A 26,950-nucleotide genomic window follows, 5' to 3' on the forward strand; every position below is an offset into this window, starting at 1 on the left:
GCCCCGATATGCACCGATCGCGTGGCAGCCTGTCCGTCGTCACCACCCGTACCCCCGAAGGTGAGCCCCATGACCACCCTCCACATGGAACACGCCTCCCACACGCACGCGCACGGCCCGGACTGCGGGCACGCGCGGGTGCCGCACGGAGACCACGTCGACTACGCGCACGACGGGCATCTGCACCGCGCGCACGGAGAACACTGGGACGAGTGCGAGCCCGCCGGACACGCCCCGCACGAGGGCCACGACCACCGGCACGGCGAGGGCTGCGGGCACGAGAGCGTCCTGCACGGAGACCACGTCGACTATCTGCACGACGGCCACCGGCACGCCACGCACGACGGCCACTGGGACGACCACTGAATCGGGCCGGACCGGCCCCCCGACAGCTCCCCGCGGTACTGCGCGGGGAGCTGTCGGCCTATCGTGGCTCAGATCACGTTCGCCTCGCGCACTGGACGACATACCGACCGGTCGGCATCATAGTCGGGAACCCTTTACGCGCCCGTTAGGAGCACCGATGAGTCCCGACCACCCGCCAGGCCTCGATCTCGACCGGCTGCGCGGCCTGCTCGACCAGGAGCGGCCCGGCCTGGTGCACGGCCCCCTGACCGGCCGGCTGATCGAGGGCGGACGGTCGAACCTCACGTACGCGGTCTCCGACGGCACCTCGAAGTGGGTCGTACGACGGCCCCCGCTCGGCCATGTGCTGGCCACCGCGCACGACATGAAGCGCGAGCACCGCGTGATCAGCGCCCTGCACCCGACGGACGTCCCGGTGCCGCGCCCGGTGCTGCTGTGCGAGGACGAGGAGGTCTTCGGGGCTCCTCTCTACGTCATGGAGTTCGTGGAGGGCACGCCGTACCGCACGGCCGACCAGCTCGCCCCGCTCGGCCCCGAGCGCACCAGGGGCGCCGTTCTGTCCCTGGTGGACACCCTGGTCGAGCTGCACGCGGTGGACCCCGCCGCGGTGGGCCTCGCCGACTTCGGCCGACCCGAGGGCTTCCTGGACCGGCAACTGCGGCGCTGGGGCAAGCAGTTGGACGCCTCCCGCAACCGTGAGCTGGCCGGCATCGACGAGCTGCACGCGGCGCTCGGCCGGCAGCTCCCCCCGTCGCCCGCGCCGACCGTGATCCACGGCGACTACCGGCTCGACAACGTCCTCATCGGCGAGGACGACAGCATCAAGGCGATCCTCGACTGGGAGATGTCGACGCTCGGCGACCCGCTCACCGACCTGGGGCTGCTGGTGATGTACAGCATGCCGCTCGGCATGCCGGACTCCCCCGTCTCCACCACGGCCGAGGCGCCCGGGCACCCGGAGCCGGCCGAGCTGATCGAGCGGTACGCCGCGCGCTCGGGGCGCGACGTCTCCTCGGTCTCCTGGTACACGGCGTTCGCCTGGTTCAAGCTCGCCGTGATCCTGGAGGGCATCCACTACCGCTACACGCTGGGCCAGACGGTCGGCCAGGGCTTCGACCGCATCGGCGACCTGGTGCCCGTCTTCATCGGGCACGGCCTGACCACTCTTCAGGAAGGCTGATCAGTCATGGACTTCGCGTTCGACGCGCGCACCGAGGAACTCCGCGCCAAACTCCTCGCCTTCATGGACGAGTACGTCTACCCGGCCGAGGCGGTCGCGGAGGAGCAGCGGGCCGCGCTGGCCTCCCCGTGGGACACCCCGGCCGTGGTGGGCGAGCTGAAGGCCGAGGCGCGCAGGCAGGGCCTGTGGAACCTCTTCCTCCCGGACGCCGAGCACGGCGCCGGACTGACCAACCTGCAGTACGCGCCGCTCGCCGAGATCACGGGCCGCAGCCCGCACCTGGCGCCCACAGCCACGAACTGCGCGGCGCCCGACACCGGCAACATGGAGGTGCTCGCGCAGTTCGGCGACGAGCAGCAGAAGAAGCAGTGGCTGGAGCCGCTGCTCGCCGGTGAGATCCGCTCGGCGTTCGCGATGACCGAGCCCGAGGTGGCCTCCTCGGACGCCACCAACATCACCACGCACATCGAGCGAGCCTCCGACGGCACGGACGAGTACGTCATCACGGGCCGCAAGTGGTACATCTCCGGGGCGATGAACCCGGACTGCAAGATCTTCATCGTGATGGGCAAGACGGACCCGGACGGCGCGGACATCCGCCGCCAGCAGTCCATGATCCTGGTCCCGCGGGACACCCCGGGAGTCGTCGTGAAGCGCGCGATGCAGGTGTTCGGCTACGAGGACCACTCCCACGGCGGCCACGCCGAGGTGGTCTTCGACCACGCGCGCGTACCGGTGACCAACCTGATCGGCGAGGAGGGCGGCGGCTTCGCCATCGCCCAGGCCCGGCTCGGTCCGGGCCGCATCCACCACTGCATGCGGCTGATCGGCATGGCGGAGCGGGCGATCGAGCTGATGTGCCGCCGGGCCGTCTCCCGTACGGCCTTCGGCAAGCCGCTGGCCCAGCAGGGCGTCGTCCAGAACTGGATCGCGGACGCGCGCGTGGCCGTCGAGCAGTTGCGCCTGCTGGTCCTGAAGACTGCCTGGATGATGGACACCGTGGGCAACAAGGGCGCCCACGCCGAGATCCAGGCCATCAAGATCGCCACGCCCCGCACGGTCGTCGACATCCTCGACCGCGCGATCCAGCTCCACGGCGCGGGCGGTGTCAGCCAGGACTTCCCCCTGGCCGAGCTGTACGCGAGCGCCCGCACCCTGATGCTCGCCGACGGCCCGGACGAGGTCCACCAGCGGTCGCTGGCGCGACGGGAGCTGAAGAAGTACATGTGAGCCCCATGACCCATGTGTAAGGGGCGGCTGCCATTGGCAGCCGCCCCTTACCTGTGCCCGTATGGACCTGTGCCCGTACCGCGGTTACGGCCGCAGCGCGCGCAGCAGCAGGTCCGCCAGGTGGTCGGCGACCTCCTGCGGGCTGAGCGGGCCGTCGGGCCGATACCAGGTGGACAGGTGGTGGACCGAACCGAAGTGGTAGTCGACCACCAGGTCGGCCGGGGTCGCCTTGGAGAAGACGCCCGTCTGCTGCCCCTCCTCCACCAGCGCGCGGAAGCGCTCGTGGTAGCGACGGCGCTCGGCCCGCACCTGCTTGTTCTTCTCCGGGCTCAGATGGTGCATGGAGCGGAAGAAGATGTTCGCGTCGTCGAGGTTGTCGATCGTCGTGACCACGACGTCGGCCGCCGCGCCCCGCAGCCGCTTCTCGATCGGCTCGTCGGCGTCCGCGAAGGCGTCGAGGCGCTCCTGCTGGACGCGCAGCACGCGCGCGTACACCTCGTGCAGGAGGTCGTCCTTGGAGCCGAAGTAGTGGTACAGCGCCCCCTTGGTGACGCCGGCCGCCTCGACGATCTCCTGCACCGAGGTGCGGTCGTAGCCCCGCTCGGCGAAGAGCCGGGTGGCGGCGGCCAGCAGCCGCTGAGGGACGGGAGTACCGTCACCGTCCGTCGTCCTGGGCACTGTGCCGCCACCTGCCTTCCAAGCTCTCGGTCTGCTTCTAAGCACTGTCCCGCGGTCGGGAACGAAGCTCCCGACGGAGGATCTTCCCACTTGCCGTCTTCGGCAAGTCGGGCAGGATCTCCACCTGCCGCGGGTACTTGTAGGCGGCCAGTCTCTCCTTGCAGTACGCCGCGAGTTCACCCGGGTCCGTGTCGGCGCCCGGACGGAGGCTGATGTACGCCTTGACGGTCTCACCGCGGTACCCGTCGGGCACCCCGACGACCGCCGCCTCACGGACCGCGGGATGCGTGTACAGCACGTCCTCGACCTCGCGCGGCCACACCTTGAAGCCGGACGCGTTGATCATGTCCTTCTTGCGGTCGACGACGTACAGCCATCCCTGCGGGTCCATGAAGCCGATGTCGCCGGTGCGCAGTTCGCCGTCCGGGAAGGTCTCGGCCGTCGCGTCGGGCCGCCGCCAGTAGCCGGGCACGACCTGCGGTCCGCGGACGAGGATCTCGCCCTGCTCGCCCATGGGGACCTCACGGCCCTGGTCGTCGACGATCCGCACGATCGTGTCGGGGCCCGGCAGGCCCACGGCCAGGGTGCCGGAGGCCGGGTCGACGGGGGCCTCCAGGCCGGGCGGGACGGAGGCGCAGGGTGCGGTGCACTCGGTCAGCCCGTAGCCGTTGCGGATGTACGGCCCGAAGCCTGCCCGGAACTTCTCCACGAGGGCCGGCGGCACGGGGGCGCCGCCCGAGGAGATGTTGACGAAGGAGGAGAAGTGGTCGGGGGTGGCGTCCGGGTGGGCGCCCAGCGCCATGAAGGCGGTCGACGGGCCGACCGTGTAGTGCGGCCGGTGCTCGGCGAACGCGTCGAGCACGACACCCGCCTCGAAGCGGTACGTCAGCACGAGTGTGCCCGCGCTGTTGAGACACGCGCCGAGCTGGCAGACCATACCGGTGATGTGGAACAGGGGCGCCATCGCGTAGTAGACCGGCGCGTCCGGCAGGGCGAGGCCCGTGCGCTGCCGCTCGGCGTTGAACATGATGTTGCCGTGCGTGTTGGTGGCGCCCTTGGGGGTGCCGCTGGTGCCCGAGGTGTAGCTGATCAGCGCGATGTCGGACGGCCCGGGGTCCCGGCCTTCCGGGGCCTTGTGCCCGGCGCGTGCCACGGCCACCAGGTCGTCGGCGTCGTCGGCCTGCGCCAGCCGCTCGAAGGACAGTACGCGCGCGTCGTCGCGCGTCTGGAAGTCCAGCTCGCACCCGGTCAGCACGATCCGTACGGAGGAGTCGGCGGCGGCGTCGCGCAGATACGACTCCCAGGCACGATCGGAGCAGACGAGAGCCGCCACCTCGCCGTCCCGCAGGACGTGCCCCACCTCCCCCGCCTTGTACATGGGGTTGACCGGCACGACGATCGCGCCCGCCTTCCACGCGCCCAGCAGGGCGAGCACGAAGTGCGGGGAGTTCTGCAGCAGGATCGCCACCCGGTCGCCGCGCTCCAGGCCGCGGGCGGCCAGATGCCCGGCGACCGAGTCGCTCAGCTCGTCTGCCTCGCGGTAGCTCAGCCGCCCGTCGAAGTAGGCGAGGAAGGCACGGTCCGGGGCCTCGGCGGCGGACCGGCGCAGGGCGTGCACGAGAGAGTCGGCGGGGTCGATCGGGGCCCGCTGGGCGTCGTTCAGCAGGGCCACCCAGGGCTGGGCGGCGTACGGGGAGCCGGTCACCGTACCTCCTCCCACTTCTGCTGGATGTGGTTCATGTTCGTCAGCCAGCGGTCGGGGCCGGCGGCCCTGGCCTGGTAGTACCCGGCGACCTCGGGGTGCGGGAGGATCAGGAACCGGTCCTCCTCCATCCCCTTGAACAGGGCGTCCGCGACGTCCGCCGGCTCGACCGCCGTCTGCTGGAGCACCAGCTCGCCCGCGCTGCCGGTGGCGGCCAGCATGTCGGTGCGGACACCCTGGGGACAGATGGCGTGGACCTTGAGGCCCCGGTGCCGGTACGTCAGCGACAGCCACTCGGAGAAGGCGTACGCACCGTGCTTGGAGACGCTGTACGAGGGCGCGCCGATCATGGTGAGCAGTCCGGCGGCGGAGACGGTGGACACGAACCGGCCGCTGCCGCGCTCCAGCCAGTCGGGGAGCAGTTCATGGGCGGCACGCACATGGGCCATGACGTTGACGTCCCAGGAAAGCTCCCAGGGCTTCTCGTCGAGCGGCTGCCCGAGCTCGGCGCCCTCGAAGGCGACGCCCGCGTTGGCGCAGTACACGTCGACCGTGCCACCGAGCGCGTCCCGGGCGTCGGCCACGATCGAGGAGGCGTCCCCGGGCACCGCGATGCCACCGATCTCCTCGGCGACCGCTGCGGCCCGCCCGGCGTCCAGGTCGTTGACCACGACCCGGGCCCCTTCGGCGGCGAACCGCCGGGCGAGGGCGGCCCCGATCCCGCCTCCGGCTCCGGTGACGACCACTCCGGCATCCTGCACGGCTTCCACCATCGGTCTCCTTCGACTGCGGCTCTGCTGCCAGCCCAGACTAACCGGTCGGTATGTGGCAGGAAAGGGGTGACTGCAACCCGCCAGGGGCGCTGGGCTGTATCAACTTGCGGCTCCGCCGCGTGGGCGCGACAGGCCACGATGAACCAGCGGCTTCCCCACGACCCGCGGGAGCAATACCTTGCCCCTCATGCGCCTATCCAGACGAGCCCTCCTCGCAGCGACAACGGCAGCAACATCACTCTCAGCGGCACCCCCGGCCACCGCAGCCCCGCGCAAACCCCTCCGCACCGGCTTCGAACAACTGGCGGCAACCGACTACGCCCAGCTCAGCGGCCAGCGATGCGGCATCGTCACCAATCCCACCGGCGTCACCCGAGACGTCCGTCACATCGTCGACGTGATGCACGCGGACCCCCGCGTCAAGCTGACGGCCGTCTTCGGCCCCGAACACGGCTTCCGCGGCACCGCGCAGGCCGGCGGCTCCGAGGGCCGCTACGACGACCCGGCCACCGGGCTCCCCGTCTACGACACGTATCTCAAGAGCGGCCGGCCCCTCGCCGACGTCTTCACGGCGTCCGGTGTCGACACCGTCGTCTTCGACATCCAGGACGTCGGCGCGCGCTTCTACACGTACATCTGGACGCTGTACGACTGCATGGAGGCCGCCCGGCTCGCCGGCAAACGCTTCGTCGTCCTCGACCGGCCGAATCCGGTGACCGGGCGCGCGGCCCGGGGCCCCGTGCTGCACAAGGAGTTCGCGACCTTCATCGGCCGGCAGCCGATCTCCCAGGCGCACGGGATGACCGTGGCCGAGCTGGCGCGGCTGTTCAACGGGGAGTTCCTCGAAACGCCGGTGCCGCTGGAGACCGTCCTGATGACGGGGTGGAAGCGATCGGAGTTCTACGACGCCTGGTCGCTGCCCTGGGTGCCGCCGAGCCCGAACATGCCGACGCCCGACTCCGCCCTGGTCTACTCGGGGACCTGCATGTTCGAGGGCACGAACCTGTCGGAGGGGCGCGGTACGACCCGCCCGTTCGAACTGCTCGGCGCGGAGGGCATCGACGGGCGGTGGGCGGCGGCGGTCGGTGAACTGGGCCTGCCCGGCGTGCACTTCAGGGAGGCGTACTTCGCGCCGACCTTCTCCAAGTTCCAGGGCAGGACGGTCGGCGGCGTGCAGATCCATGTGCACGACCGGGCCGCGTACGACCCCGTGCGTACCGGTGTCGCACTGCTGGTGACCGCCAAGAAGGTGTGGAGCGGCTTCGGTTGGCGGCCGGACAACTGGATCGACAAGCTCACGGGCTCCACGCGCGTACGTACGGCGATCGACGCGGGCGCGAGCGCCGACGAGGTGGTGGCGGGCTGGCAGGAGGAGCTGGCGGCGTTCCGGCGGATTCGAAAGGAATACCTCCTCTACGGATGAGTCACGACGTATGGCCTTCCTTGTCCGGTAGCAGGACGATGCGCCCACATCGCGGAGCTGCGGGGGACGAGGGGGCCTGTCATGGCACAGCCGGCAATGAGCGTGTCTCCCTTCTGGGAGCTGACCTTCGACGCGGACGGGGACGTCGACCGGCCGGAGCGGGACCGGCTGCTGGCCGAGGTCACCCGGCGCGGCGTCCGTGACCTGATCGTCTTCGCGCACGGCTGGAACAACGACCGCTCGGGCGCGACCCGCCTCTACAGCAGCTTCTTCGCGCCGATCCCCGACCTCGCGCCGACGGCCAGGCTCGGGTACGTGGGCGTCCTGTGGCCGTCGATGCGGTTCTCCGACGAGCCCATCCCGGACTTCCCGCGGTCCGTCGCGGCCGACGCGCCGGCGCATCCCGCGCTCGACAAGGACACACGGCACGCGCTGCTGGAGACCTTCCCCGGCCGGGCCACCGTGATCGACCAGCTCGCCCGGCTGCTGGACCAGCACACGGGCGAGGAGGCCGAGCTGGCGGAGTTCGGGCGGCTGGTACGGCTGCTCGTGGAGGTGGTACCGCCGGGGCCTCAACCGCTGTTCGCCGCGGACACCCTGGCGAACGGGGCGCCGCAGAGCGAGCCGGACATGTTCTCGCGGCCCGCGGCGGAGGTCTGCGAGGAGTTCGCGCAGGCGCTGGCGCAGCTCGAACCCCCGGGCGGACAGGCCTCGTTCACCCTGCCCAACCCCTGGGACGGTGCGCACGAACTGCTGCGGCAGGCGACGTACTACGCGATGAAGCGGCGCGCGGGGACGGTCGGCGAGCGCGGGCTCGGCCGGGTGATCGGGCAGCTCGCCTCGTCGGCGCCGGACGTGCGTGTGCACCTGGTCGGGCACAGCTTCGGCGGCCGGCTGGTGTCGTTCGCGCTGCGCGGTCTGCCCGAGGGAGTGCACACGGTGAAGTCGGTGACGCTGTTCCAAGGGGCCTTCTCGCACTACGCGTTCGCGGCCCGGCTGCCGCACGACCCACATGCGGGAGGCGTGCTGCAGGGCCAGCAGAACCGTATCGACGGCCCCCTGGTGTGCTGTTACTCCCACTTCGACTCGGCGCTCGGCACGATCTACCCGCTGGCCTCCCGCATGGCGAACGACGCGCAGGGCGTGGCCGAGGGCTTCGACATCGCGGGGATGCTGGGCGCCAAGTGGGGTGCCATGGGACACGACGGCGTGCAGGCGGTGCCCGGCACGCGTGCGTGCACGCTCGCGGACGTCCTCGGCTCCGGTCTGCCCGCCTCGGGGTGCGTCAACGTCGACGCGGCGGCCGTGATCAGGAAGGGCGGGCCGCCCTCCGGCGCGCACAGCGACATCGTGCACCGGGAACTGGCCGAGGTGGTGCTGGCGGCGGGCCGCGTCCGCTGACCCGCCGCCAGTGGTGTGTCACCTTCCACCGAGGGGTGGTGGAAGGTCACCTGTCACCGATGGGACGTGTACTCCACCACCTGCTGGAAGGTGGGCCGGTTCTGCCAGCTGATGTTGCGGTGCTTGATGCCGCCCAGGGTGCGCTGCACGATCGAGTCGGCGCACCACTGGTCGCCCGCCGAGCAGAGGGAGTCGCCGGGGTAGACGGTCGACGCGGACGTGCCGGCCGCCGACTTCAGGGTGCTGATCAGGATGTCCCGGCAGGAGTTCAGGCTGCCGCCGCCGCAGTACTTCGCCGCCAACGGCCCCTGCACCGGCTCACCGAGCACCGCCCGGATGTCCTTGTCGACGTAGCTCCACCAGCCGTACTGGAAGGAGCTTCCCGCGTGCGAGCCGGTGGGCCCATGGGCGGCCGACGGTGACTCGTCGATCGGCAGGTCGTTGCCGAAGGCGCTGTACAGGTCGCTGCCGAGGCCCGGTTCGAACTCGGCCTTGACCAGCAGCGGCCACCACGCGTCCAGGATCCGGATCGCGTCGGCGTCGGCGTACTTCTTCGAACCGGCCGACGTCTCCGTGCGCTTGGCGCCCGCCGTCACCCACGCCTGCAGCTTGCTCACCGCGGCCGCGGCCGTGGAGTCGGTGACCGGGCTGCTGTTGACGACCTTGAGCAGCTTCGGCAGCACGTCCTCGGCCCGCAGGTCGGCCAGTGACGCGTCCGACATCGCCTTCACCAGCGACGACCGTGTCACCCCGCCCGCGGCCACGAGCTTCTTCACCCGGTCCTCGAGCAGGTTGCCACGGTGCACGGACCCGTCGCCCCAGGGCGCGGTCGTGTAGTCCTTGGCCTGCTTGTTGTTCCAGGAGATGTAGTAGTCCTGGTCGATGGAGTTGGGATGCGCGGAGGCCGCCGTGTAGTCGGCGGTGTTGGTGGCCGGGTCCCAGTTCTGCCACTCGTACGCCGCCCGCGCCCAGACCGGGAACTCGGCGTCGACGCCACTCGCCCGCTCCGGGTTGTTGCCGCTGTTGTAGTACGCGGTGTGCGAGGAGTCGGCGTAGAACCAGTTGAACGTGTAGTTGATGTGCTGCGCCGCGCTCTGGAAGGTCTGCGGGCTCTTCACGTAGTCCGGGTCGTTGAGCATCTGGAAGCCGATGATCGAGTCGGCCTCGTGCATGTAGGACGAGCGCAGGGTGGTGTAGGCGACCTTCTTGCCGCCGACGGTCGCCCGGTACTCCACCGGCCCGTACTTGGTGCGCCAGACCCGCATCGTGTACGAGCCCGCCGCGGTGCCGTCGGCCGTGGTGGGCTTCCAGGAGTTCGCCTGCTCGACCTTGTCCATGGCGGTGCAGGTGCCGTGGTACAGGTAGTGGTAGTCGTCCTGGCACAGCTCCACGGCGTACGTGTCGATGATGTCCTGGCCGGAGGTCGTCGCGCTCCAGGAGTAGTCCTGGCCGCGGCCCAGTTCGACGTACATGCTCAGGCCCGCGAAGGAGGCGCCGCGGGCGCTGATGCCCGGGCCCTGGATCTCCTGGAGCATGAGCAGCTGCGGGGCGAAGTAGCCGGTCTGCGGCCCGAACACGGCTACAGGGTGGCCGCTGGCGGTGTACTTGCCGCTCACCACGAGGGCGTTGGACATGCCGCGCTTGGCCGAGCTCAGGGTGGTCGCCGCCGCCGTGGCCGAGGCGCCGGTGGAGCCGGCGGTGGCCGCGCTGCCCGTGCGGTCGTGGACGAGTGGCTCCTGGGTCACCGAACCGGCGTCGGGCAGGGCCTCGCCCTGGGGGTCGGCGGGCTTGGAGGCGTACGGGAAGCTCTCGCCGTTGTGGACGGTGAGGACGGCCTCGGGGTCGTTGCGTTCGCGGAAGGACTCCCAGACCTTGGTGCCCTCCTCCACGCCGTACTTGGACTGGGCGGCGATCAGTGAGAGCGCGTTGTTGACCTCGCCACCGCCGCCGGAGCCGAACAGCGAGCCGACGACCGAGGCCAGCGCGACCAGATCGGTGATCTTGAAGTGGTCGATGGTGCCGGCGTTGGTGATCGAGTCCTTGTGCCCGGTGAGGACGTACTCGCCCGGGAAGTAACGGCCACTGTCCGAGGCGTCGATGTAGGAGTTGATGCCGGCCAGGTAGGCGTTGGCGTCGTCCAGGGCCAGCTTCCCGCGGGCCCCGTTGGTGGCGACGGCGTTGTCGATCTGGGCCTGCAGATCGGCCTCGGTGTACGGGGCGCTGCGGTAGAACTCCTGCTCCAGCCCCTGGTTGGAGGGGGCGCCGCCCGCGAAGGTCGTCAGCTGGCCGCGTCCGACGTGCCGGAAGACGTCCATGAGCCACAGCCGGTCCTCAGCCGCGGCATACCCGGCGCCGAACTCCGTCCCGTATCTGGTGGTACCGGTGATGTGGGGAATGCCCGCCTTCTTGTCGCGGACGATCGTCACGTCGGTGCGGCCGGCCGGCTTCTCGGAGGAGGCGACCTGATCGGAAGAGACCCCGAAAGACGCGTCGTTGAAGAAGGTGTTGATCTTCGAGTCGGTGAGGGTGGAGTAGCCCGTGGCGAGGTCGGCGTACGGGCCGAGCTGGTCCTCGGCATGGCTGGGCTGGGTGCCGAAGGCCTGGTTGAGGAGGATCTGGGCCAGGGTGGCGTTGCCGTTCTCACCCGGCGGCGTGATGTCGGAGCACTGGCCGCCGCAGTAGTCGTTCGAGGCGGTGGCGGCGACCGCGGTCGCCTGGGTGAGCGGGGACAAAAGACCAGCAACCAGGACGCATATGGATGCGCTCTTCAGGAACCCGGCGAGCCTGCCGGGAGTTCTCAGTCTGCGTGGGGCGATACGTGAGGGACGCCGAGGCATGGCAGCTCCTACCGACGGGGGTGAGCCGGGACGTTACCGCCGGTAGCCCCGAGAGTGAAGATGAACATGCGTCAAGTTTTGGAGTAGTCAGGGCAGCTTATGGGGGTCATCGGAAAACGGATGGAGCCGAATCGCTTGTCGATACGTCTATTCGTCAACGTCGCGCGAAGTCCGGCGCGACGACGCCGAAGTGACCGAAGTACAGGTGCAGGTGTGACGGAGGTGCAGGGCGATGGCCGGTTTCCGGAGTCTGGCGAGACAGGTCCGCGATCCGCGGTGCGATCTGGCACTGCGGCGCTATTCACTGCGCAAGTGCCTTGAGCGGTTCGCTCCTTACGGGCACAGGGCGACCTGGGACCATTTGTGCTCCCGGGCAGGGTTCGGTCCGGAGGACCGCTCCCCCGACCCGGTGCGGCTCGTGGCCGCGCTGGACGAGTTGGAAGACGCGCGTTCGGTCTGGCTGGCCTACGAGGTCGAGTTCGCCGAGCGGCGCAAGAAGGAGAAGCACGACGGGCTGCGTCGGCCGGGCACTGTGGACGACTGGCACCGTCTGACCTGGGGCGGGTTCGGTGTCGCCTGGTGCGACGACCCACGGGTGCACCCCCGTGAACCGCTCGCCGAGGTGCTGCGCCGGCTGATCACCGGCCTGGAGCGCGAGCCGGGTTCGGGTTGCCCGGTGTGCGGCGCGCAGCGCCTGATCTGGAAGTACGACCTGGACCACGAACCCTCCACGGGTCCGGTCTGCACTCACTGCGGAATTCTCGTGCCACGGCCCGTGCTCAAAGCCGAGGCCCTGGCGGACGCAAGGCGCGGAAGGCTGCTCGTGTCGGCCTAGGGTCCGGCAATCGGATCGAGCCGGCTGCAGGACACGGCAACCTCCTGGCTGACCCGAGCGGGGTCGGTGGGGGTCCCCGGCATGCGTGACGCCGGGAGCGGGGGAACGTGCAGCCGCACGGCGGAGGCGGGAGTCGACGCGGAGGGTCGGCGACCGACGACAACACGGCCGGGGGTGCGCCGGGGATGCCGCACCCCCTGTTTGTCCGCCATTGTCACGACTGGCACCATCGGGACATGGTGCAGGTGTGTCTCAACGGATCTCGGGGCGCCTTGGACAGCGCGCGTGTGCCGCTGTCGCCGGAGGCGATGGCCGAGTCGGCGGCGTATGCGGTCGCGGCCGGGGCTACGGACATCCATGTCCATCCCAAGGGCCCCTGCGGGCAGGACTCCCTCTCGCCCAGAGTCCTCGCGCCGACGCTCGACGCGATCAGGGCGCGGGTGTCGGTGCCGGTCGGCGTGACCACGGGCGCCTGGGCCGAACCGGGCCCGGCCGCACGCCTGGAGCGTGTCCGCAGCTGGTCCATGCTGTCCGAGCCGCCCGACCACGCCTCGGTCAACTGGCATGAGGAGGGCGCGGAGGAGATCGCCGCCGCACTGATCGACCTCGGTGTGGGGGTCGAGGCGGGCATCTGGTCGGGGACGGACGGGGCGGCCCGGTTCGCCGTCTCGCCCGTCGGCCCGCGGGTGCGGCGGGTGCTGGCCGAGGTGACGGACACCTCGGAGGACACAGCCGAGCACACCGCCCATGCCCTCCTGGCCGACCTGGGTTCCGCCCACGGCCGCCCCGTGCTGCTGCACGGCGAGGACGGCAGCGTGTGGCCGGTGCTGCGGCTGGCCGGGCGGCTGGGGCTCGCCACCCGGATCGGCCTGGAGGACACGCTGCTGCTGCCGGACGGGGAACGAGCCCTGTCCAACGCTCAGTTGGTCGCCGAGGGGCTGTCCCAGTACGGGTGGGCCCAGCGCTCGTCGTAGGGCAGGGCGAGGAGCTCGGCGCGGACGGCCAGATCGGGCTCACCGTGGGCGCGCAGCCGGGCCGCACCCGGGCCGGCCAGCCAGGTGCGCAGGTCGGCGAGTCCGGTGTCCACGCTGTCGTCGTACCACCAGGAGAACGGGGAGGCGTCGGACAGCAGGTCGCGGAGCCAGGAGTCGGCGCAGAGGGCGAGATGCGCGCCGGCGACCGGACCACGGCCCCACCCGTCCAGGAACGGGGTCACGGTCCGGGCGATCGTGGTGCAGGTCTCGAAGGTGTCCTCGATGCCGTAGGGCGGCTCGGGCACCGTCAGGGCGTGCCGCCACCAGGCGTTCAGGAACGCCTCGATCGCGGCGGCCTGGTCGGCCGGCCAGGAGCGCCAGTCCACCCGGGACAGCCCGTGGGCCCCGTAGTTGATCGAACCCAGGCTGCCGTCGGCCATCGCCCGTGCGGCCTGCGGCAGCAGGCGCCGCATCACGGCCGCGTGGTCGTCGAAGTGGTCGGACACCTCGAAGAGGTAGTACTGCACGACGTCCACGGGTATCGGCACGTGCGGCGTGCGCAGATACGCGGTCTCCTCGGGCGCGTGACAGTAACCGCAACCGGTCTCGTCAACGCTCGCGAAACCGTCGAAGACCGTGTCGATGTCCGCGAGGGCGGCGTCAAGTGCGGCTGGAAACATGGGAGTTGGTCCCGTCAGGACTCCGTGCACGGCGTGCGGGTCGGCCGAAGATCCCGACGCTAGCAGTAGCTAATCCGCTCGCTCCACCCTTTTCCCGTCCGGACAGTGGGGAGGCGATGAAACACACCTGAGAACGACCTGCGGAACGAGGAGTCCCGATGTCGACGCTGCGCGTCACCGCCGAAGTGCTGACCGTCCACGAGCATCCGAACGCCGATGCCCTCGAACTGGCCCAGGTGGGCCTGTACCGGGCCGTCGTCGCCAAGGGCACGTACCGCACCGGCGATGCCGCCCTCTACATCCCCGAGCAGTCCGTGCTGCCGGCCGGCCTGATCGAGGAGCTGGGGCTGACCGGACGGCTGGCGGGCGGCAACTCGGACCGGGTGAAGGCGGTGCGGCTGCGCGGTGAGCTGTCGCAGGGCATCGTGTGCCGCCCGAAGGCGCTCGCGGACGTCGACCTGGCGCGGGCCGCCCTGGACGGCACGGACTTCGCCGAGCGGCTGGGCATCACCAAGTGGGTGCCGCCGATCCCGCCCACGATGAACGGCGAGGTCGAGTCCGCGCCCGATCTGCTGCCCTGGGTCGACATCGAGAACATCCAGCGGTTTCCGGACATCTTCTCACCGGGCGAGGCTGTGGTCCTGACCGAGAAACTGCACGGCTCGGCCTGTCTGCTGACCTACCTCGCCGACGAGGGTCGCGTGCACGTCTCCTCCAAGGGCTTCGGCGCCAAGTCCCTCGCCCTGAAGGAGGATCCGCGCAATCTGTACTGGCGGGCGGTGCACGGCCACGGCGTCGCCGAGGCCGCCACCCGCCTCGCCGAGCGAGTGGGCGCCCGCCGGGTCGGCATCTTCGGTGAGGTGTACGGCGCGGGGGTCCAGGACCTGACGTACGGCGCCGACGGCCGCCGGACCACCCTCGGGTATGCGGTGTTCGACGTCAGCGCGGAGATCGACGGCACGGTGCGGTGGCTGGACGCGGCCGAACTGCTCGGCGGAGAGCTGCCGTTGGTGCCGCGGCTGTACGAGGGGCCGTACGACATCGGCCGGGTGCTGGAGATCGCGAGCGGGCGGGAGACCGTGTCCGGGCGGGAGCTGCATCTGCGCGAAGGGGTCGTGATCCGTCCGGCGGCCGAGCGGCACAGCCCCGTGACCGGGGGCCGGGCGATCGCGAAGGCGGTGAGTGCGGCCTATCTGACGCGCAAGGGCGGCACGGAGTTCGAGTGAACGGGGTTGCCCGACGGGCGGGCACCCTCTCTAGTGCCGCGGCAGGGAACGTTTGCCCGTCAAGGAGCGGCGTCCGGTGCGTGCTCTCGGCGTGCCGGCCGGAAGTCCTCGTACTGGACGTACTTGGGCTTTCGGCCGGTGCGGTGAGAGTGCGTGCCGGGCGTCGCGACGGGGCGAACGTTGCCTGTTGCGGCACTAGCTCCGCTGCTGCCGCATCCGGTTCGCCGCTCGCTCGACCAGCAGACGCGATCCCGCCTGCTGTTCGCCGAACACGTCGTCCGGGTTGGACAGGACACAGCCGTCGAGGGAGAGACAGCCGCAGCCGATGCAGTCGGTGAGGTGGTCGCGAAGGCGGTTGAGCTGCTTGATGCGCTCGTCGAGCTCGGAGCGCCAGGCCTCGGAGAGACGGGCCCAGTCCTCCCGAGTGGGGGTGCGCTCCTCGGGGAGCTCGGCGAGCGCCTCGCGGATCGTGGCCAGGGGGATGCCGACGCGCTGTGCGGCCCGTACGAAGGCGACCCGGCGCAGCGCGTCGCGGTGGTAGCGGCGCTGGTTGCCGGCGGTGCGGCTGCTGCTGATCAGACCCTTGGACTCGTAGAAGTGCAGGGCGGAGACGGCGGCGCCGCTTCGCGCGGCGAGCTGGCCTACCGTGAGCTCGTGGATCTTCTCTGGAATCTGGGGCACTCCTCGAAGCCTACCGACCCCGTCGGGGCCGTTGTCCGTTGACATTGGATTCCCGTCCGAGCATGCTAAGCAGTTGCTTAGACTTTTGACCGATGGGAGGCCTGGACATGGCAGAGCCGAGGATCTTCACGTCCGCCGACGACCTGAAGGCGGCGGTGGGCGAGCAGCTGGGGTACACCGACTGGCTGGAGGTCGACCAGAAGCGGATCGATCTCTTCGCCGAGGCGACCGGGGACCACCAGTGGATCCATGTGGACCCGGAGAAGGCGGCGGCGGGACCGTTCGGCACGACCATCGCGCACGGGTATCTGACCCTGTCGCTGCTGCCGCTGTTCGGGCCGCAGCTGATCACGGTCGAGGGCGTGCGGATGGGCGTCAACTACGGGACCAACAAGGTCCGCTTCCCCGCACCGGTCCCGGTCGGCTCACGCCTGCGCGCGACCGGGAAGATCAGCAGCGTCGAGGACGTGCCGGGCGGCATCCAGGTGGCCGTCGCCTACACCGTGGAACGCGAGGGCGGCGACAAGCCCGTATGCGTGGCCGAGTCGGTGGCCCGCTTCTACCTCTGAGCGGCCCGGGGGGCTACTTGACCCCCACCATGCGCAGCACGAGGTCGGCGTCGAGCGCGCCGATCTCGTCGGGCGTCCAGGGCCCGTCGATGTTGAACCAGCGGGCGACGTCGATGCAGAGCGACATGACGGCGAGGGTCGTGCCCTTGACGTCCAGCACGTCGAACTCGCCGGACGTGATGCCGTCCTCGATGATCCCGCGCACCTCCGCGTCGCACTGCCGGCGCAGCGCGAGGATCTCGGCGCGAGCCCCCGGTCCGAGCGAGTCCAGCTCGTACTGCACGACCCGGGCGGTGGTGCGGCCGCCCGCGTGCCAGCGGACGAAGGAGCTCACCGCGTCGGCCAGCCGCTCGGTCGCGGTGCCCTCGCGCCGGGCCGCCGTCTGCAGGATCTCAAGGGCCTTGGCGTGACCGATCCTGCTGATCCGGTGGAGCAGCTCCTCCTTGGTCTTGTAGTGGATGTAGAGCGCGGCCGGGCTCATGCCCGCGCGGCCCGCGATGTCACGGGTCGTCGTGGCGTGGTACCCGCGCTCGGCGAAGGCCTCCACCGCGGCGATCAGCAGCCGCCGGGCCGCGTCGGGCGTGACCTCACCCCACGCCGACGCCTCGCCGCCGGCCGTCTCCTCCGCCGTACTCATCGCTCGCTGCCCCTCTCACCGACAAGGACAACACCATACCGCTGAAGCTGAGCGAGCGCTTAGTGTGCCCGCTCAGGGCTTCTCGGCCTGGCGGCTTCCGGGCTTGGTGGCCAAGGGCCTCAGAGCTTCTCGAAGGGGTCGTGGTCGGCGAGCAGCTTCTCCAGCCGGGCCTGGTCGACGCGGCTGACGATCTGTCCCGCCTCCTGCCGGTCCCGGATCACCTTGGCGAGGGTGAAAGCGGACGTGACCAGGTACAGGACGGCGATGGCGAGGAAGCCGCGCACCCAGGCGTCGGCGCTGAGCCGGAAGATGCCGATGGCGGTCGCGGCCATGGCGACGCCGAAGGAGGCGACGGCCTGGCCGTAGAAGGCGGCCGTGTTCTGCTGCTTGACCGGTGTATCACTCATGGGACAAGCGTCGGCGGACGTGGCCGCCGCCACATCCGCCGAAGTACCTAGGAGGTACTCAGAACTGAGAGATGGTCAGAACGCCGAGACGCCGGTCAGCGCCCGCCCGATGAGCAGCTTCTGGATCTGGCTGGTGCCCTCGTAGAGGGTCATCACGCGGGCGTCGCGCAGCAGCTTGCCCGCCGGGTACTCGTCGATGTAGCCGTAGCCGCCGAAGACCTGGAGGGCGTTGTTGGCCGCGCGGACGGCGGCCTCCGAGGCGAAGAGCTTGGCCTTGGAGGACTCGACGGCGAAGGGCTGCCCGCGGTCGATGAGGTCGGCGACCCGCCAGGTCAGCAGGCGGGCCGCGTCCACGTCCACGGCGATGTCGCTGATCAGCTCCTGCACCAGCTGGTGCTGCGCGATGGGCTTGCCGAACTGCTCGCGCTCGCCCGCGTACGTCACCGCCACCTCCAGCGCGGCCTGGGCTATGCCCACGCACCCCGCCGCGACCGACATCCGCCCCTTGGCCAGCGCCGACATGGCGACCGAGAAGCCCTTGCCCTCCTCGCCCAGCATCGCGGAGGCGGGGACGCGCACGTCCTCGAGGACCAGCTCGGCGGTGGCCTGGCCGCGCAGGCCGAGCTTGCCGTGGATGGCGCGGCGGGTCAGGCCGGGGGTGTCGGCCGGTACGAGGAAGGCGGAGACGCCCTTGTGGCCGGGGGCGTCGGTGGAGCGGGCGAAGAGGAGGACGACGTCGGCCCAGGTGCCGTTGGTGATGAACATCTTGGTGCCGTTGATCACGTAGTCCCCGCCGTCGCGCACCGCGCGGGTGGTCAGGTTGCCGGCGTCGGAGCCGGTGCCGGGCTCGGTGAGGCCGAAGCAGCCGACCGACTCGCCGGAGGTGAGCCCCGGCAGCCACCGCCGCTTCTGCTCCTCGCTCCCCCGGGCCGCGATCGTCTTGGCGACCAGCCCGAGCGAGACGGACACGATGCCGCGCACCGAGGAGTCACCGCGCCCGAGTTCCTCCGTCACCAGGCAGTACGCGAGATGGTCGCCGCCACTGCCGCCGTACTCCTCGTCGACGGTCAGACCGAGGAAGCCGACCTCGCCGAGCTTCTTCACCAGGGAGCGGTCCACGTCCTCGGCGCGGTCCCAGGCGATGACGTTCGGGGTGATCTCGCGGTCCACGAAGTCCCGGGCGAGCTGCCGGACGGCGGTCTGCTCCTCGCTGAGCTCCAGGTTCATGCCGAGCCACCCCATCACTGACGGACCTTGAAAGCCGTACATTTAAATTAGCACTGCTAGTTTCTCGTTGCAGCCCTACTATGTGCGCCATGGCCCGACCGCGCAAGCCCTTGCTCAGCACCGACCGGATCGTCGAGACGGCACGTGTGCTCGTGGACGCGGAGGGCCTCGCGGCCGTCTCCACGCGTCGGCTCGCGGCGGAGCTGGGCGTGAGCGGGCCCTCGCTCTACAACCACTTCCGCACCAAGGACGAGATCCTGGAGGCGGTCGCCGACTCGGTGAGCGCACAGGTCGACCTGTCGATGTTCGAGGACGGCCGGGAGTGGCGGACCGCGCTGCACGACTGGGCGGTGTCCTACCGGGCCGCGCTGCGCGACCACCCGAACATCGTGCCCGTCCTCGCCACCGGGCCCGGCCGCAGGCCGGCCGGTCTGCGCCTCGCGGACGCGGTGTACGGCGCGATGGTCGAGGCGGGCTGGCCGCCCGCGCAGGCCACCTCCATCGGCGCGCTGATGCGGTACTTCATCATGGGCTCCGCGCTCGGCTCCTTCGCCGGGGGCTTCGTGGACGACGAGAGCGCGTACGACCCCGCCGACTACCCCCACCTCGGACAGGCCCACCTGCTCGCCGAGCAGCAGGAGAAGATCGACGAGCGCGCCTTCGAGACAGGGCTCACGGCGCTCCTCGACGGGCTGGTGCAGCAGTACGAGCAGGTGAAGCGGACGGTCCAGGAACGGTAGGGACAGTTCGGCGGTCGCCAAAGTGTCCGTGCCGCATGCTGGAACCCATGACGACCAGGGACCCCCAGGCACCGCAGCTGGCCCGGCTCGCCGGGCTGATCGCCGACGAGACGCGCGCCGCGTGTCTGCTGGCGCTGCTCGACGGACGGGCGTGGACCGCGGGTGAGCTGGCGCGGCACGCGGGGGTCGCCGCGTCGACGCTGAGCGAACATCTGGGCAAGCTCGTCGCGGGCGGGCTGCTGGCCGAGGAACGGCAGGGCCGGCACCGGTATGTGCGTCTCGCCGACGCCCGGGTCGCCCAACTGCTGGAGGACCTGGCCGCGCAGGTGAAGCCGGGTGAGGTCGCTCGGCCGCGCAGTCTGCGGGAGTCGAGTGCCGGGTCGGCGATGGCGCGGGGGCGTACCTGCTACGACCATCTGGCGGGGCGGCTCGGGATCGCCGTGACCGACGCGTTGACGCTGCGCGGGCTGTTGCGGCAGGACACCGGGTTCGCGCTGACCGATGCGGGGGTGCGGTGGTTCGGCGCCACGGGCATCGCGCTCGAACTCAAGGGGCGGCGTCCGCTGGCGCGGGCGTGCCTGGACTGGACCGAGCGGCGCCCGCATCTGGCGGGGGTGGCGGGTGCGGCGCTGTGCCGACATGCGCTGGATGCGGGGTGGTGTGTGCGGATCGGGTCCGAGCGGGCGGTGAGGGTGACTTCGTCGGGGGAACGGGCGTTGGGGGAGCTGCTCGGTATCCAGGCGGGGGCACTGCGGTGAACTGGGCGGCTATGGAGGGTGGGAGTTCGTGTGGTGTCCCGGGTGCGGGTTCGATGTGGCTGGTCGCGCAAACCCCGCGCCCCTGTCGGGGCACTGCAGGACCGCGTCCGAAATCCGCGAGACCTTGCCTTCTCCCACCTTCTAGCCTCAGGAGCATGATGAACCTCCGTCGTGCGGATCTGCTCGCCCCCGCTGCCGCCGCCGTCACCGTCGTGCTGTGGGCCTCCGCCTTCGTGGCGATCCGTAGTGCGGGTGACGCGTACTCCCCGGGGGCGCTGGCGCTCGGGCGGCTGCTTTCCGGGGCGCTGGTGCTCGGGGTGATGCTGGTCGTCCGCAAGGAAGGGGTGCCGCCGCGGGCGGCCTGGCGGGGGATCGCGCTGTCCGGGGTGCTGTGGTTCGGGTTCTACATGGTGGTCCTGAACTGGGGCGAGCAGCAGGTGGACGCCGGGACTGCCGCCCTGGTGGTGAACATCGGGCCCATACTCATCGCCCTGCTCGGCTCTCGACTGCTCGGTGATGCGATGCCGCCGCGCCTACTGGCGGGGATGGCGGTGTCGTTCGCGGGGGCGGTCGCGGTCGGGCTGTCGATGTCGGGCGGCGGCGGATCCTCGGTGCTCGGAGTGGTGCTGTGCGTGCTGGCCGCGGTCGGCTACGCGGGCGGCGTCGTCGCACAGAAGCCGGCCCTGGGCAGGGCGAGTGCGCTGCAGGTGACGACGTTCGGGTGTCTCGTCGGTGCGGTGGGATGCCTGCCGTTCGCCGGGCAGTTGGCGGGCGAGGCGGCTGACGCGCCCGTGTCGGCGACACTCAACATGGTCTATCTGGGCGTGTTCCCCACCGCTCTCGCGTTCACGACCTGGGCGTACGCCCTCGCCCGTACGACCGCCTCCCGCATGGGGGCGACCACGTACGCGGTGCCCGCGCTGGTCGTGCTGATGTCGTGGCTGGTGCTCGGCGAGGTGCCGGGACTGCTCACGCTGGCCGGTGGTGCGCTGTGTCTGGCGGGTGTGGCGGTGTCGCGCTCGCGCCCCCGGAAGCCTTCGCGGCCCCAAAAGGGTCTCCCGCGGGCCGCGGCGCCTCAGAGCACTCCGGTGACACGGCCCGAGGAAGCCCCGGAATCAGCCTGAACGCACCCTGCCCGCAAGGACCTTGATGGACAGCAGGGCGATCAGCGCGAGGGCGATGATGTAGCCGGACACGGCCATGGAGGTGCCCGTCGCCTCCAGCAGCAGCACCATCACGAAGGGCGCGAGGCCACCGCCGAGCACGGCCGCGATCTGGTAGCCGAGGGAGGCTCCCGTGTAGCGCATCTCGGGCGTGAACAGTTCGGCGAACAGGGCGGCCTGGGGGCCGTACATGATGCTGAGGAAGCAGCCGGCGACGAACGTGCCGACGGCCAGCCACAGCAGTGAACCGGTGTCGATCAGCAGGAACATCGGTACGGCCCACAGGGCGATGCCGACCGCGCCGAACGCGTAGATCCTGATGCGGCCGACGCGGTCGGAGAGGGCGGCGGCGGCCGGGATCAGCACGAGCTGGGTGAGGCTGACGCAGAGAGAGACAGTGAGCACCCCGTCCCGCTTCATGCCCAGGTCACGGGTCGTGTAGTCGAGGACGCCGGTGATCAGGATGTAGAAGGTCGCGGTGTTCACGGCGAAGGAGCCGCCGGCCAGGAACACGGTGCCGAGGTGTTCGCGCAGGATCGTGCGCAGCGGCGAGTTCCGCTCGGACTTCTCCTTCTCGGCCAGCTGCCGTTCGGCCTGCCGGAATTCGGGGGTCTCCTCGACGTGCCGGTGGATGTACCAGGCGAGCGCGAGGACCAGCAGGCCGACCAGGAAGGGCAGTCGCCAGCCCCAGGCCGCGAACGCGGAGTCGCTGGTGAGGGCCCCGGCGATCAGGAAGACCGTGTTGGCGGTCACCACGCCGATGGGGACGCCGAGTTGGACGACACTGCCGTAGACGCCGCGCTTGCCCTCGGGAGCGTACTCGGTGGCCAGCAGCATCGCGCCGCCCCACTGCGCGCCGACCGCGACGCCCTGCACGACGCGCAGCAGGACGAGCAGGATCGGTGCGGCGACGCCGATCGTGTCGTACGTCGGCAGCAGACCGATGCCGGTGGTGGCGACGCCCATGAGCGTCAGCGCGAGGACCAGCATCGGCTTGCGGCCGCGCTTGTCGCCGAGCTGCCCGGCGATGATGCCGCCGATCGGGCGGGCCAGGAAACCGACGGCGAAGGTGGCGAAGGCGGCGAGTACTCCGGCGGTGGAGCTGCCGGCGGGGAAGTACAGATCACCGAGGACGAGGGCGGCGGCTATGCCGAAGACGAAGTAGTCGTACCACTCGACGGCCGAGGCGAGCGCTGCGGCGGTGGCGACGCGGCGGCGGTTGACCGTGGGGAGGACGGTCGGGGTGGGAGTGGGGTGAGCGGAGGGGAACGTGTCCATGCGTGCACACTCCAGTGGGTGCGGTGGGGACGTTCCCGGGAACATACTGACCGGACGGTATGGGGTCAACGGGTGTGCAAGGTGGTTGTACGGAGCATCCGGGGGCTCCGCCCCCGGATGCTCCGTCGGCCTGAACGGCCTCGTCCTCAAACTCCCCCGGAGGGGGCACCCCCGGACGGGCTAAAAGATCACGAGTGCCCGTCCACCCTTGCCCGCCAGCATGTTCTCGAAGGCGGCCGGGATGCCCTCCAGTCCGATCCGCTCCGTCACCAGTGCGCCGAGGTCCAGGCGGCCGGCCCGCACATGCTCGGCCAGCAGCGGCAGGTCCTTCGCCGGGTCCGAGTTTCCGTACACGCACCCCGCCAGGGTCCGACCCCAGTGGAAGATCTCCAGGGCGTTGAAGGTGACCTGCTGGTCCTTGCCGCCGATGCCGACCACCGTCGTACGGCCGCCGCGGCGGGTGGAGTCCCAGGCCGTGCGGATCGTCGACGCGCGGCCCACGCACTCGATGGCCACGTCGACGCCCTGCTTGTCCGTCAGGCCCCGGATCTCGCGGGCCGTCGTCTCGGAGGCGAGGACGTAGTCCGTGGCGCCCGCGCCGCGCGCCAGCTCCTCCTTCTCCGGGGAGACATCGACGGCGACGATGCGCGCGGCTCCCGCGATCCGGGCCGCCTGGAGTGCCGCCAGGCCCACTCCCCCGACGCCGTACACCGCGACCGTCTCGCCGGCCCGGACCCGCGCCGAGTGGTGGACGGCGCCGTAACCGGTCAGGACCGCGCAGCCCAGGAGGGCCGCGTCGGTGAGGGGGACCCCCTCGGGCAGGGGCAGGACGCAGCCCGCGGACACGACCGTCTCCTCGGCGAACGCGGCGACGTTCAGGCCGGGGTGGAGGTCGGAGCCGTCCGAGGTGCGGTGGGCGTACACGTCCGCGGCGCCGTTCAGGGCGTTGGCGCACAGCCACACCTCGCCGAGCGAGCAGGCGTGGCAACCTCCGCAGGACGGGGCCCAGTTGAGGACGACCTCGGCGCCGGGTGAGACATGCGTGACGCCTTCGCCGACGGCGACGACCGTGCCGGCGCCCTCGTGACCGAGGACGGCCGGGACCGGCACCCGCATGGTCCCGTTGGACAGGGACAGGTCGGAGTGGCACACCCCGGCGGCGGCGAGCCGGACGCGGACCTGGCCGGGGCCGGGGTCCGGGAGGTCGATGTCGGTGATCTCCAGCGGAGCGCCTACGCCGGGAAGTACTGCTGCGCGAACCACGGATACGCTCCTCAGAACTGCAGGGACTTGGTCTGGAGGTACTCGGCGAGGCCGTGCGTGCCGAGTTCGCGGCCGACGCCCGACTGCTTGTAACCGCCGAAGGGGGCAAGGGGGTTGAAGCGGCCACCGTTGATGTCGACCTGGCCGGTCTCCATGCGGCGCGCGAAGGCCACCGCCTCCGCCTCGTCGCCGGCCCAGACGGCGCCCGCGAGGCCGTAGACCGTGCCGTTGGCGATGCGCAGGGCTTCCTCCTCGTCGTCGTACGGGAGGATCGACAGGACCGGGCCGAAGATCTCCTCCTGGGCGATCGTCATCTCGGGCGTCACGTCCGCGAAGACGGTCGGGGAGACGAAGTAGCCCTGCTCGCGCGGTGATTCGGGGCCGCCGGCCACCAGCCGGGCCCCCTCCGCCACACCCTTCTCGATGTAACCCCGCACCCGCGTCTGCTGCTTGGCGTTCACCACGGGGCCGATGCGCTCGCCGTACTTGGCGGCGGCGGTGGCGGCGAGCGCGACCGCCTCCTCGTACTGATCCCGGTGCACCAGCATCCGCGTCCAGGCGCTGCACGTCTGCCCGGAGTTGGACATGACGTTGGCGACGCCGACGTTGACCGCCTTGGCCAGGTCGGCGCTCGGCAGGATGACGTTGGCGGACTTGCCGCCCAGCTCCAGAGCGACCCTCTTCACGGCCGCGCCGGCGGTCGCGCCGATCTGCCGGCCCACCGCCGTCGAACCGGTGAAGGAGACCAGGTCGACGTCCGGGTGCTCGGCGAGGGCCTGTCCGGCGACCGGCCCGAGGCCGGTGACAAGGTTGAAGACACCCGCCGGGACACCCGCCTCGTGCACCGCCTCGGCGAACAACTGGGCGACCAGCGGGGTGTCCTCGGCGGGCTTGAGCACCACCGTGCAGCCGGCCGCGAGCGCCGGGGCGACCTTGGCGACGACCTGGTGCAGCGGGTAGTTCCAGGGCGTGATCGCGCCGACGACCCCGACCGGCTCCAGGTGGACGATCGAGGTGCCGGCCTTCTCCTCGAAGGCGTGGGTCGCCGCCAGCTCGGCGTACGAGCCCGCGACCGCGATCGGTACGGCGGCGTGGACGTACCGCGAGAACTGCAGGGGCGAGCCGAGTTCGGCGGTGACCGTCTCGGCGATCTCGTCCTTGCGGGCCACAAGGACGTCCCGCAGGGCGGCCAGCCGGGCGGCCCGCTCGGCCGGAGGGGTCGCGGCCCAGGCCGGGAGGGCGGCGCGGGCGGCCCGTACGGCGGTGTCGACGTCGGCGGCGGTGCCGGCCGGGACCCGGCCGATCACCCGCTCGTCGACCGGGTTGACGACCTCGATGACCTCCCCGCCCGCGGCGGGGCGCCAGGCGCCGTCGATGTACATCCCGTCGTGTGCCTTCATCGTGCTCCTCCGGGGGCGGGGTGCGTCGTCCGCGTGGGTGCGTGGTCCGGGTCAAACCTACCGACCCACCGACACATAAACTAGCGGCGATAGTTTTCGGACGCCAGGCACCCCCTCGCCGGAGGCCTACCCCTCCAGGTCCGGCAGCCGCGCCGGGGACGGGCAGATGCGCTCGCCGTGCTGGTCGAAGACGAACAGATGGGCGATGTCGACCAGGAGCGGAACCTGCATTCCGTGGCGGAGTTCGATGTCGGGGGTGGTGCGTACGACCAGGTCGCCCGGGAGGCGGGGCTCGGAGGAGGCGGGCTGGGCGGAGGGGGCGTCGTCCTGCTCGTCCATGACCACCACCGGGCCGGCACGCAGGGCGCCCGCACGCTCCCGCATGCGCTCCAGGACGGTCGGGCCACCCTCCCGGCGGCGCCGCCGAGGGGGCCGTACGGCGGGCCGCGGCGCCTCCAGGTCGGGCACGAAGGCGGGCTGGGAGCCGGTGTTGAAGTGGACCAGGACCTCGTGGCCCTGGAACTCCACGTGCTCCACCAGGCCGGTGATCGCCACCTCGCCGGGGCGGGCGGAGGAGCGCTCGGCGATGCGCACGGCCTCCGAGCGCAGCCCGACGATCACCTCCCGGCCCTGCTGCACGCGCAGCAACTGGTGGTCCAGGCACAGGGGTTCGGGCAGCCGCAGATACTGCTTGCCGAGGCTGATGGTCATCGCGCCGTCGAGCGGAGCACGGACCAGGCCGCGCAGCAGGTTGATGCGCGGGGTGCCGATGAAGGCGGCGACGAAGACGTTGCGGGGCAGGGCGTAGACCACGCGTGGGGTGCCGACCTGCTGGAGCACCCCGCCGCGCAGCACGGCGACCCGGTCACCGAGCGACATGGCCTCGGCCTGGTCGTGGGTGACGTAGATGGTGGTGACGCCCAACTCGCGGGTGAGCTTGGAGATCTCGGCCCGCAGATGGTTGCGGAGCTTGGCGTCGAGGTTGGACAGCGGCTCGTCCATCAGGAAGGCGGAGGGGTGGCGGGCGATGGCCCGGCCCATGGCGACACGCTGGCGTTCGCCGCCGGAGAGCTGGCTGGGGAAGCGCTCCAGGAGGTCCTCGATGCCGAGCATGCGGGCAGTGGCGTCCACGCGCGGGCGCGGGTCCTCGCCGGGGCTCTCGACGCGCAGCGGGAAGCCGATGTTCCCGCGGCTCGTCATGTTCGGGTAGAGGGCGAAGTTCTGGAAGACCATCGCCATGTTCCGGTCGGACGGGAGCAGGTCGTTGGAGTACTCGCCGTCCAGCAGCAGCTTGCCCTCCGTGATCTCCTCCAGCCCGGCGATCATTCTGAGCACGGTGGATTTGCCGCAGCCGGACGGACCGAGCAGCACGAGGAACTCACCCGGCCGGATGTCCAGCGACATCCGGTCCACCACGCGAACGCCTCGCGTGTAGGTCTTGCTCACGTCGTGCAGAGAGATGGCGCGTGTCATGACACTGCCCCCGGGGGCGTACTGAGCGAGCGCTGACGCTCCGCGGTCG

25 protein-coding genes are annotated in these 26,950 nt (G+C 70.9%); 12 read left to right on the forward strand and 13 right to left on the reverse strand.

Going from position 1 to position 26,950, the window contains the following annotated elements; all coding sequences use genetic code 11:
• Window positions 1–69 precede the first annotated feature (69 nt).
• From OG870_RS09880 to OG870_RS09890, 3 genes are all read left to right on the forward strand, one after another.
• Window positions 70–366: a hypothetical protein gene (locus tag OG870_RS09880; RefSeq protein ID WP_266585791.1), complete on the forward strand. Its 297-nt coding sequence runs from the start codon at window positions 70–72 to the stop codon at window positions 364–366.
• 157 nt (window positions 367–523) lie between these two features.
• Window positions 524–1,546, forward strand: a complete 1,023-nt coding sequence (locus tag OG870_RS09885; protein ID WP_266511393.1) for a phosphotransferase family protein — start codon at window positions 524–526, stop codon at window positions 1,544–1,546.
• A 6-nt stretch (window positions 1,547–1,552) separates the two neighbouring features.
• Window positions 1,553–2,776, forward strand: coding sequence for an acyl-CoA dehydrogenase family protein (locus OG870_RS09890; protein ID WP_266511396.1), 1,224 nt, complete (start codon window positions 1,553–1,555; stop codon window positions 2,774–2,776).
• Between the two features lie 84 nt (window positions 2,777–2,860).
• Here OG870_RS09890 and OG870_RS09895 read toward each other — a convergent pair whose 3' ends face one another.
• Genes OG870_RS09895 through OG870_RS09905 form a run of 3 tightly spaced genes read right to left on the reverse strand, consistent with a single transcriptional unit; the run spans window position 2,861 to window position 5,929 of the window.
• Window positions 2,861–3,454 (reverse strand): TetR/AcrR family transcriptional regulator, encoded by a 594-nt coding sequence (locus tag OG870_RS09895; RefSeq protein WP_266511399.1) that lies wholly within the window; start codon window positions 3,452–3,454, stop codon window positions 2,861–2,863.
• A 37-nt stretch (window positions 3,455–3,491) separates the two neighbouring features.
• Window positions 3,492–5,159: a class I adenylate-forming enzyme family protein gene (locus tag OG870_RS09900; RefSeq protein ID WP_266585789.1), complete on the reverse strand. Its 1,668-nt coding sequence runs from the start codon at window positions 5,157–5,159 to the stop codon at window positions 3,492–3,494.
• Window positions 5,156–5,929, reverse strand: coding sequence for an SDR family oxidoreductase (locus OG870_RS09905; protein ID WP_266511405.1), 774 nt, complete (start codon window positions 5,927–5,929; stop codon window positions 5,156–5,158). The genes OG870_RS09900 and OG870_RS09905 overlap by 4 nt, the downstream gene beginning before the upstream one ends.
• A gap of 187 nt (window positions 5,930–6,116) precedes the next feature.
• Between OG870_RS09905 and OG870_RS09910 the strand changes: the two genes are divergently transcribed.
• Window positions 6,117–7,352, forward strand: coding sequence for an exo-beta-N-acetylmuramidase NamZ family protein (locus OG870_RS09910; protein ID WP_266585787.1), 1,236 nt, complete (start codon window positions 6,117–6,119; stop codon window positions 7,350–7,352).
• 81 nt (window positions 7,353–7,433) lie between these two features.
• A complete protein-coding gene (locus OG870_RS09915; RefSeq protein WP_266511410.1) occupies window positions 7,434–8,753 on the forward strand; it encodes a serine-threonine protein kinase in 1,320 nt (439 codons plus the stop codon).
• A 53-nt stretch (window positions 8,754–8,806) separates the two neighbouring features.
• Here the strand turns inward: OG870_RS09915 and OG870_RS09920 are convergent, their stop codons facing one another.
• Window positions 8,807–11,590, reverse strand: coding sequence for a penicillin acylase family protein (locus OG870_RS09920; RefSeq protein ID WP_327690816.1), 2,784 nt, complete (start codon window positions 11,588–11,590; stop codon window positions 8,807–8,809).
• Window positions 11,591–11,822: 232 nt separating this feature from the next.
• On the opposite strand from OG870_RS09920, the gene OG870_RS09925 reads away from it, so the two are divergent.
• Together OG870_RS09925 and OG870_RS09930 are read left to right on the forward strand one after the other, a co-directional pair.
• Entirely contained in the window at window positions 11,823–12,425 is a 603-nt protein-coding gene (locus OG870_RS09925; protein WP_266511416.1) for a hypothetical protein, read from the forward strand.
• Window positions 12,426–12,661: 236 nt separating this feature from the next.
• Complete coding sequence (locus OG870_RS09930; RefSeq protein WP_266585783.1) at window positions 12,662–13,399, forward strand: 3-keto-5-aminohexanoate cleavage protein; 738 nt, start codon at window positions 12,662–12,664, stop codon at window positions 13,397–13,399.
• Here the strand turns inward: OG870_RS09930 and OG870_RS09935 are convergent.
• Window positions 13,345–14,079: a hypothetical protein gene (locus tag OG870_RS09935; RefSeq protein WP_266511422.1), complete on the reverse strand. Its 735-nt coding sequence runs from the start codon at window positions 14,077–14,079 to the stop codon at window positions 13,345–13,347. The two genes, OG870_RS09930 and OG870_RS09935, sit on opposite strands and share 55 nt — an antisense overlap.
• Before the next feature lie 158 nt (window positions 14,080–14,237).
• Between OG870_RS09935 and OG870_RS09940 the strand changes: the two genes are divergently transcribed.
• Entirely contained in the window at window positions 14,238–15,305 is a 1,068-nt protein-coding gene (locus tag OG870_RS09940) for an RNA ligase (ATP) (RefSeq protein WP_266585770.1), read from the forward strand.
• A gap of 195 nt (window positions 15,306–15,500) precedes the next feature.
• On the opposite strand, the gene soxR is transcribed toward OG870_RS09940, so the two are convergent.
• On the reverse strand, window positions 15,501–15,986 hold the full coding sequence (gene soxR, locus OG870_RS09945) for a redox-sensitive transcriptional activator SoxR (RefSeq protein ID WP_266511430.1): 486 nt from the start codon (window positions 15,984–15,986) through the stop codon (window positions 15,501–15,503).
• Window positions 15,987–16,093: 107 nt separating this feature from the next.
• Here soxR and OG870_RS09950 point away from each other — a divergent pair, with 107 nt between their 5' ends.
• Window positions 16,094–16,555, forward strand: a complete 462-nt coding sequence (locus OG870_RS09950) for a MaoC family dehydratase (protein WP_266923542.1) — start codon at window positions 16,094–16,096, stop codon at window positions 16,553–16,555.
• Between the two features lie 13 nt (window positions 16,556–16,568).
• Here the strand turns inward: OG870_RS09950 and OG870_RS09955 are convergent, their stop codons facing one another.
• The 3 genes from OG870_RS09955 to OG870_RS09965 form a co-directional block, all read right to left on the reverse strand.
• Window positions 16,569–17,192 (reverse strand): TetR/AcrR family transcriptional regulator, encoded by a 624-nt coding sequence (locus OG870_RS09955; protein WP_266511436.1) that lies wholly within the window; start codon window positions 17,190–17,192, stop codon window positions 16,569–16,571.
• A 119-nt stretch (window positions 17,193–17,311) separates the two neighbouring features.
• Window positions 17,312–17,599 carry a YiaA/YiaB family inner membrane protein gene (locus OG870_RS09960; RefSeq protein ID WP_266511439.1) on the reverse strand — a complete coding sequence of 96 codons (288 nt, stop codon included), beginning with the start codon at window positions 17,597–17,599 and terminating at the stop codon, window positions 17,312–17,314.
• A 75-nt stretch (window positions 17,600–17,674) separates the two neighbouring features.
• The gene (locus tag OG870_RS09965) at window positions 17,675–18,826 is read right to left on the reverse strand and encodes an acyl-CoA dehydrogenase family protein (protein ID WP_266511442.1); all 1,152 of its coding nucleotides are present in this window, start codon (window positions 18,824–18,826) and stop codon (window positions 17,675–17,677) included.
• Between the two features lie 89 nt (window positions 18,827–18,915).
• Here OG870_RS09965 and OG870_RS09970 point away from each other — a divergent pair, with 89 nt between their 5' ends.
• From OG870_RS09970 to OG870_RS09980, 3 genes are all read left to right on the forward strand, one after another.
• Window positions 18,916–19,566 (forward strand): TetR/AcrR family transcriptional regulator, encoded by a 651-nt coding sequence (locus OG870_RS09970; protein ID WP_266511444.1) that lies wholly within the window; start codon window positions 18,916–18,918, stop codon window positions 19,564–19,566.
• A gap of 47 nt (window positions 19,567–19,613) precedes the next feature.
• Window positions 19,614–20,324, forward strand: a complete 711-nt coding sequence (locus OG870_RS09975) for an ArsR/SmtB family transcription factor (protein ID WP_266585762.1) — start codon at window positions 19,614–19,616, stop codon at window positions 20,322–20,324.
• Between the two features lie 158 nt (window positions 20,325–20,482).
• Window positions 20,483–21,448 carry a DMT family transporter gene (locus OG870_RS09980; protein WP_266588502.1) on the forward strand — a complete coding sequence of 322 codons (966 nt, stop codon included), beginning with the start codon at window positions 20,483–20,485 and terminating at the stop codon, window positions 21,446–21,448.
• Here the strand turns inward: OG870_RS09980 and OG870_RS09985 are convergent.
• The 4 genes from OG870_RS09985 to OG870_RS10000 all read right to left on the reverse strand — a co-directional run bounded on the left by OG870_RS09985 (window position 21,440) and on the right by OG870_RS10000 (window position 26,901).
• On the reverse strand, window positions 21,440–22,765 hold the full coding sequence (locus tag OG870_RS09985) for an MFS transporter (RefSeq protein WP_266585760.1): 1,326 nt from the start codon (window positions 22,763–22,765) through the stop codon (window positions 21,440–21,442). The genes OG870_RS09980 and OG870_RS09985 overlap by 9 nt on opposite strands.
• Before the next feature lie 180 nt (window positions 22,766–22,945).
• Window positions 22,946–24,028: a zinc-binding dehydrogenase gene (locus OG870_RS09990; protein ID WP_266585758.1), complete on the reverse strand. Its 1,083-nt coding sequence runs from the start codon at window positions 24,026–24,028 to the stop codon at window positions 22,946–22,948.
• A gap of 11 nt (window positions 24,029–24,039) precedes the next feature.
• Window positions 24,040–25,428, reverse strand: coding sequence for an aldehyde dehydrogenase family protein (locus OG870_RS09995; RefSeq protein ID WP_266511454.1), 1,389 nt, complete (start codon window positions 25,426–25,428; stop codon window positions 24,040–24,042).
• A 126-nt stretch (window positions 25,429–25,554) separates the two neighbouring features.
• Complete coding sequence (locus OG870_RS10000) at window positions 25,555–26,901, reverse strand: ABC transporter ATP-binding protein (protein ID WP_266511457.1); 1,347 nt, start codon at window positions 26,899–26,901, stop codon at window positions 25,555–25,557.
• Window positions 26,902–26,950: the final 49 nt, after the last annotated feature.

The organism is Streptomyces sp. NBC_00461, assembly GCF_036013935.1.
In the GTDB taxonomy this organism is placed as follows: domain Bacteria; phylum Actinomycetota; class Actinomycetes; order Streptomycetales; family Streptomycetaceae; genus Streptomyces.

What these genes read in the sequence shown, in the direction of transcription:
- OG870_RS09880 (WP_266585791.1), top strand. Translation starts at nt 70, where the DNA reads ATGACCACCCTCCACATGGAACACGCCTCCCACACGCACGCGCACGGC.
- OG870_RS09885 (WP_266511393.1), top strand. Translation starts at nt 524, where the DNA reads ATGAGTCCCGACCACCCGCCAGGCCTCGATCTCGACCGGCTGCGCGGC.
- OG870_RS09890 (WP_266511396.1), top strand. Translation starts at nt 1,553, where the DNA reads ATGGACTTCGCGTTCGACGCGCGCACCGAGGAACTCCGCGCCAAACTC.
- OG870_RS09905 (WP_266511405.1), bottom strand. Translation starts at nt 5,929, where the DNA reads ATGGTGGAAGCCGTGCAGGATGCCGGAGTGGTCGTCACCGGAGCCGGA.
- OG870_RS09910 (WP_266585787.1), top strand. Translation starts at nt 6,117, where the DNA reads ATGCGCCTATCCAGACGAGCCCTCCTCGCAGCGACAACGGCAGCAACA.
- OG870_RS09915 (WP_266511410.1), top strand. Translation starts at nt 7,434, where the DNA reads ATGGCACAGCCGGCAATGAGCGTGTCTCCCTTCTGGGAGCTGACCTTC.
- OG870_RS09920 (WP_327690816.1), bottom strand. Translation starts at nt 11,590, where the DNA reads ATGCCTCGGCGTCCCTCACGTATCGCCCCACGCAGACTGAGAACTCCC.
- OG870_RS09925 (WP_266511416.1), top strand. Translation starts at nt 11,823, where the DNA reads ATGGCCGGTTTCCGGAGTCTGGCGAGACAGGTCCGCGATCCGCGGTGC.
- OG870_RS09930 (WP_266585783.1), top strand. Translation starts at nt 12,662, where the DNA reads ATGGTGCAGGTGTGTCTCAACGGATCTCGGGGCGCCTTGGACAGCGCG.
- OG870_RS09935 (WP_266511422.1), bottom strand. Translation starts at nt 14,079, where the DNA reads ATGTTTCCAGCCGCACTTGACGCCGCCCTCGCGGACATCGACACGGTC.
- OG870_RS09940 (WP_266585770.1), top strand. Translation starts at nt 14,238, where the DNA reads ATGTCGACGCTGCGCGTCACCGCCGAAGTGCTGACCGTCCACGAGCAT.
- OG870_RS09950 (WP_266923542.1), top strand. Translation starts at nt 16,094, where the DNA reads ATGGCAGAGCCGAGGATCTTCACGTCCGCCGACGACCTGAAGGCGGCG.
- OG870_RS09955 (WP_266511436.1), bottom strand. Translation starts at nt 17,192, where the DNA reads ATGAGTACGGCGGAGGAGACGGCCGGCGGCGAGGCGTCGGCGTGGGGT.
- OG870_RS09960 (WP_266511439.1), bottom strand. Translation starts at nt 17,599, where the DNA reads ATGAGTGATACACCGGTCAAGCAGCAGAACACGGCCGCCTTCTACGGC.
- OG870_RS09965 (WP_266511442.1), bottom strand. Translation starts at nt 18,826, where the DNA reads ATGAACCTGGAGCTCAGCGAGGAGCAGACCGCCGTCCGGCAGCTCGCC.
- OG870_RS09970 (WP_266511444.1), top strand. Translation starts at nt 18,916, where the DNA reads ATGGCCCGACCGCGCAAGCCCTTGCTCAGCACCGACCGGATCGTCGAG.
- OG870_RS09975 (WP_266585762.1), top strand. Translation starts at nt 19,614, where the DNA reads ATGACGACCAGGGACCCCCAGGCACCGCAGCTGGCCCGGCTCGCCGGG.
- OG870_RS09980 (WP_266588502.1), top strand. Translation starts at nt 20,483, where the DNA reads ATGAACCTCCGTCGTGCGGATCTGCTCGCCCCCGCTGCCGCCGCCGTC.
- OG870_RS09985 (WP_266585760.1), bottom strand. Translation starts at nt 22,765, where the DNA reads ATGGACACGTTCCCCTCCGCTCACCCCACTCCCACCCCGACCGTCCTC.
- OG870_RS09995 (WP_266511454.1), bottom strand. Translation starts at nt 25,428, where the DNA reads ATGAAGGCACACGACGGGATGTACATCGACGGCGCCTGGCGCCCCGCC.
- OG870_RS10000 (WP_266511457.1), bottom strand. Translation starts at nt 26,901, where the DNA reads ATGACACGCGCCATCTCTCTGCACGACGTGAGCAAGACCTACACGCGA.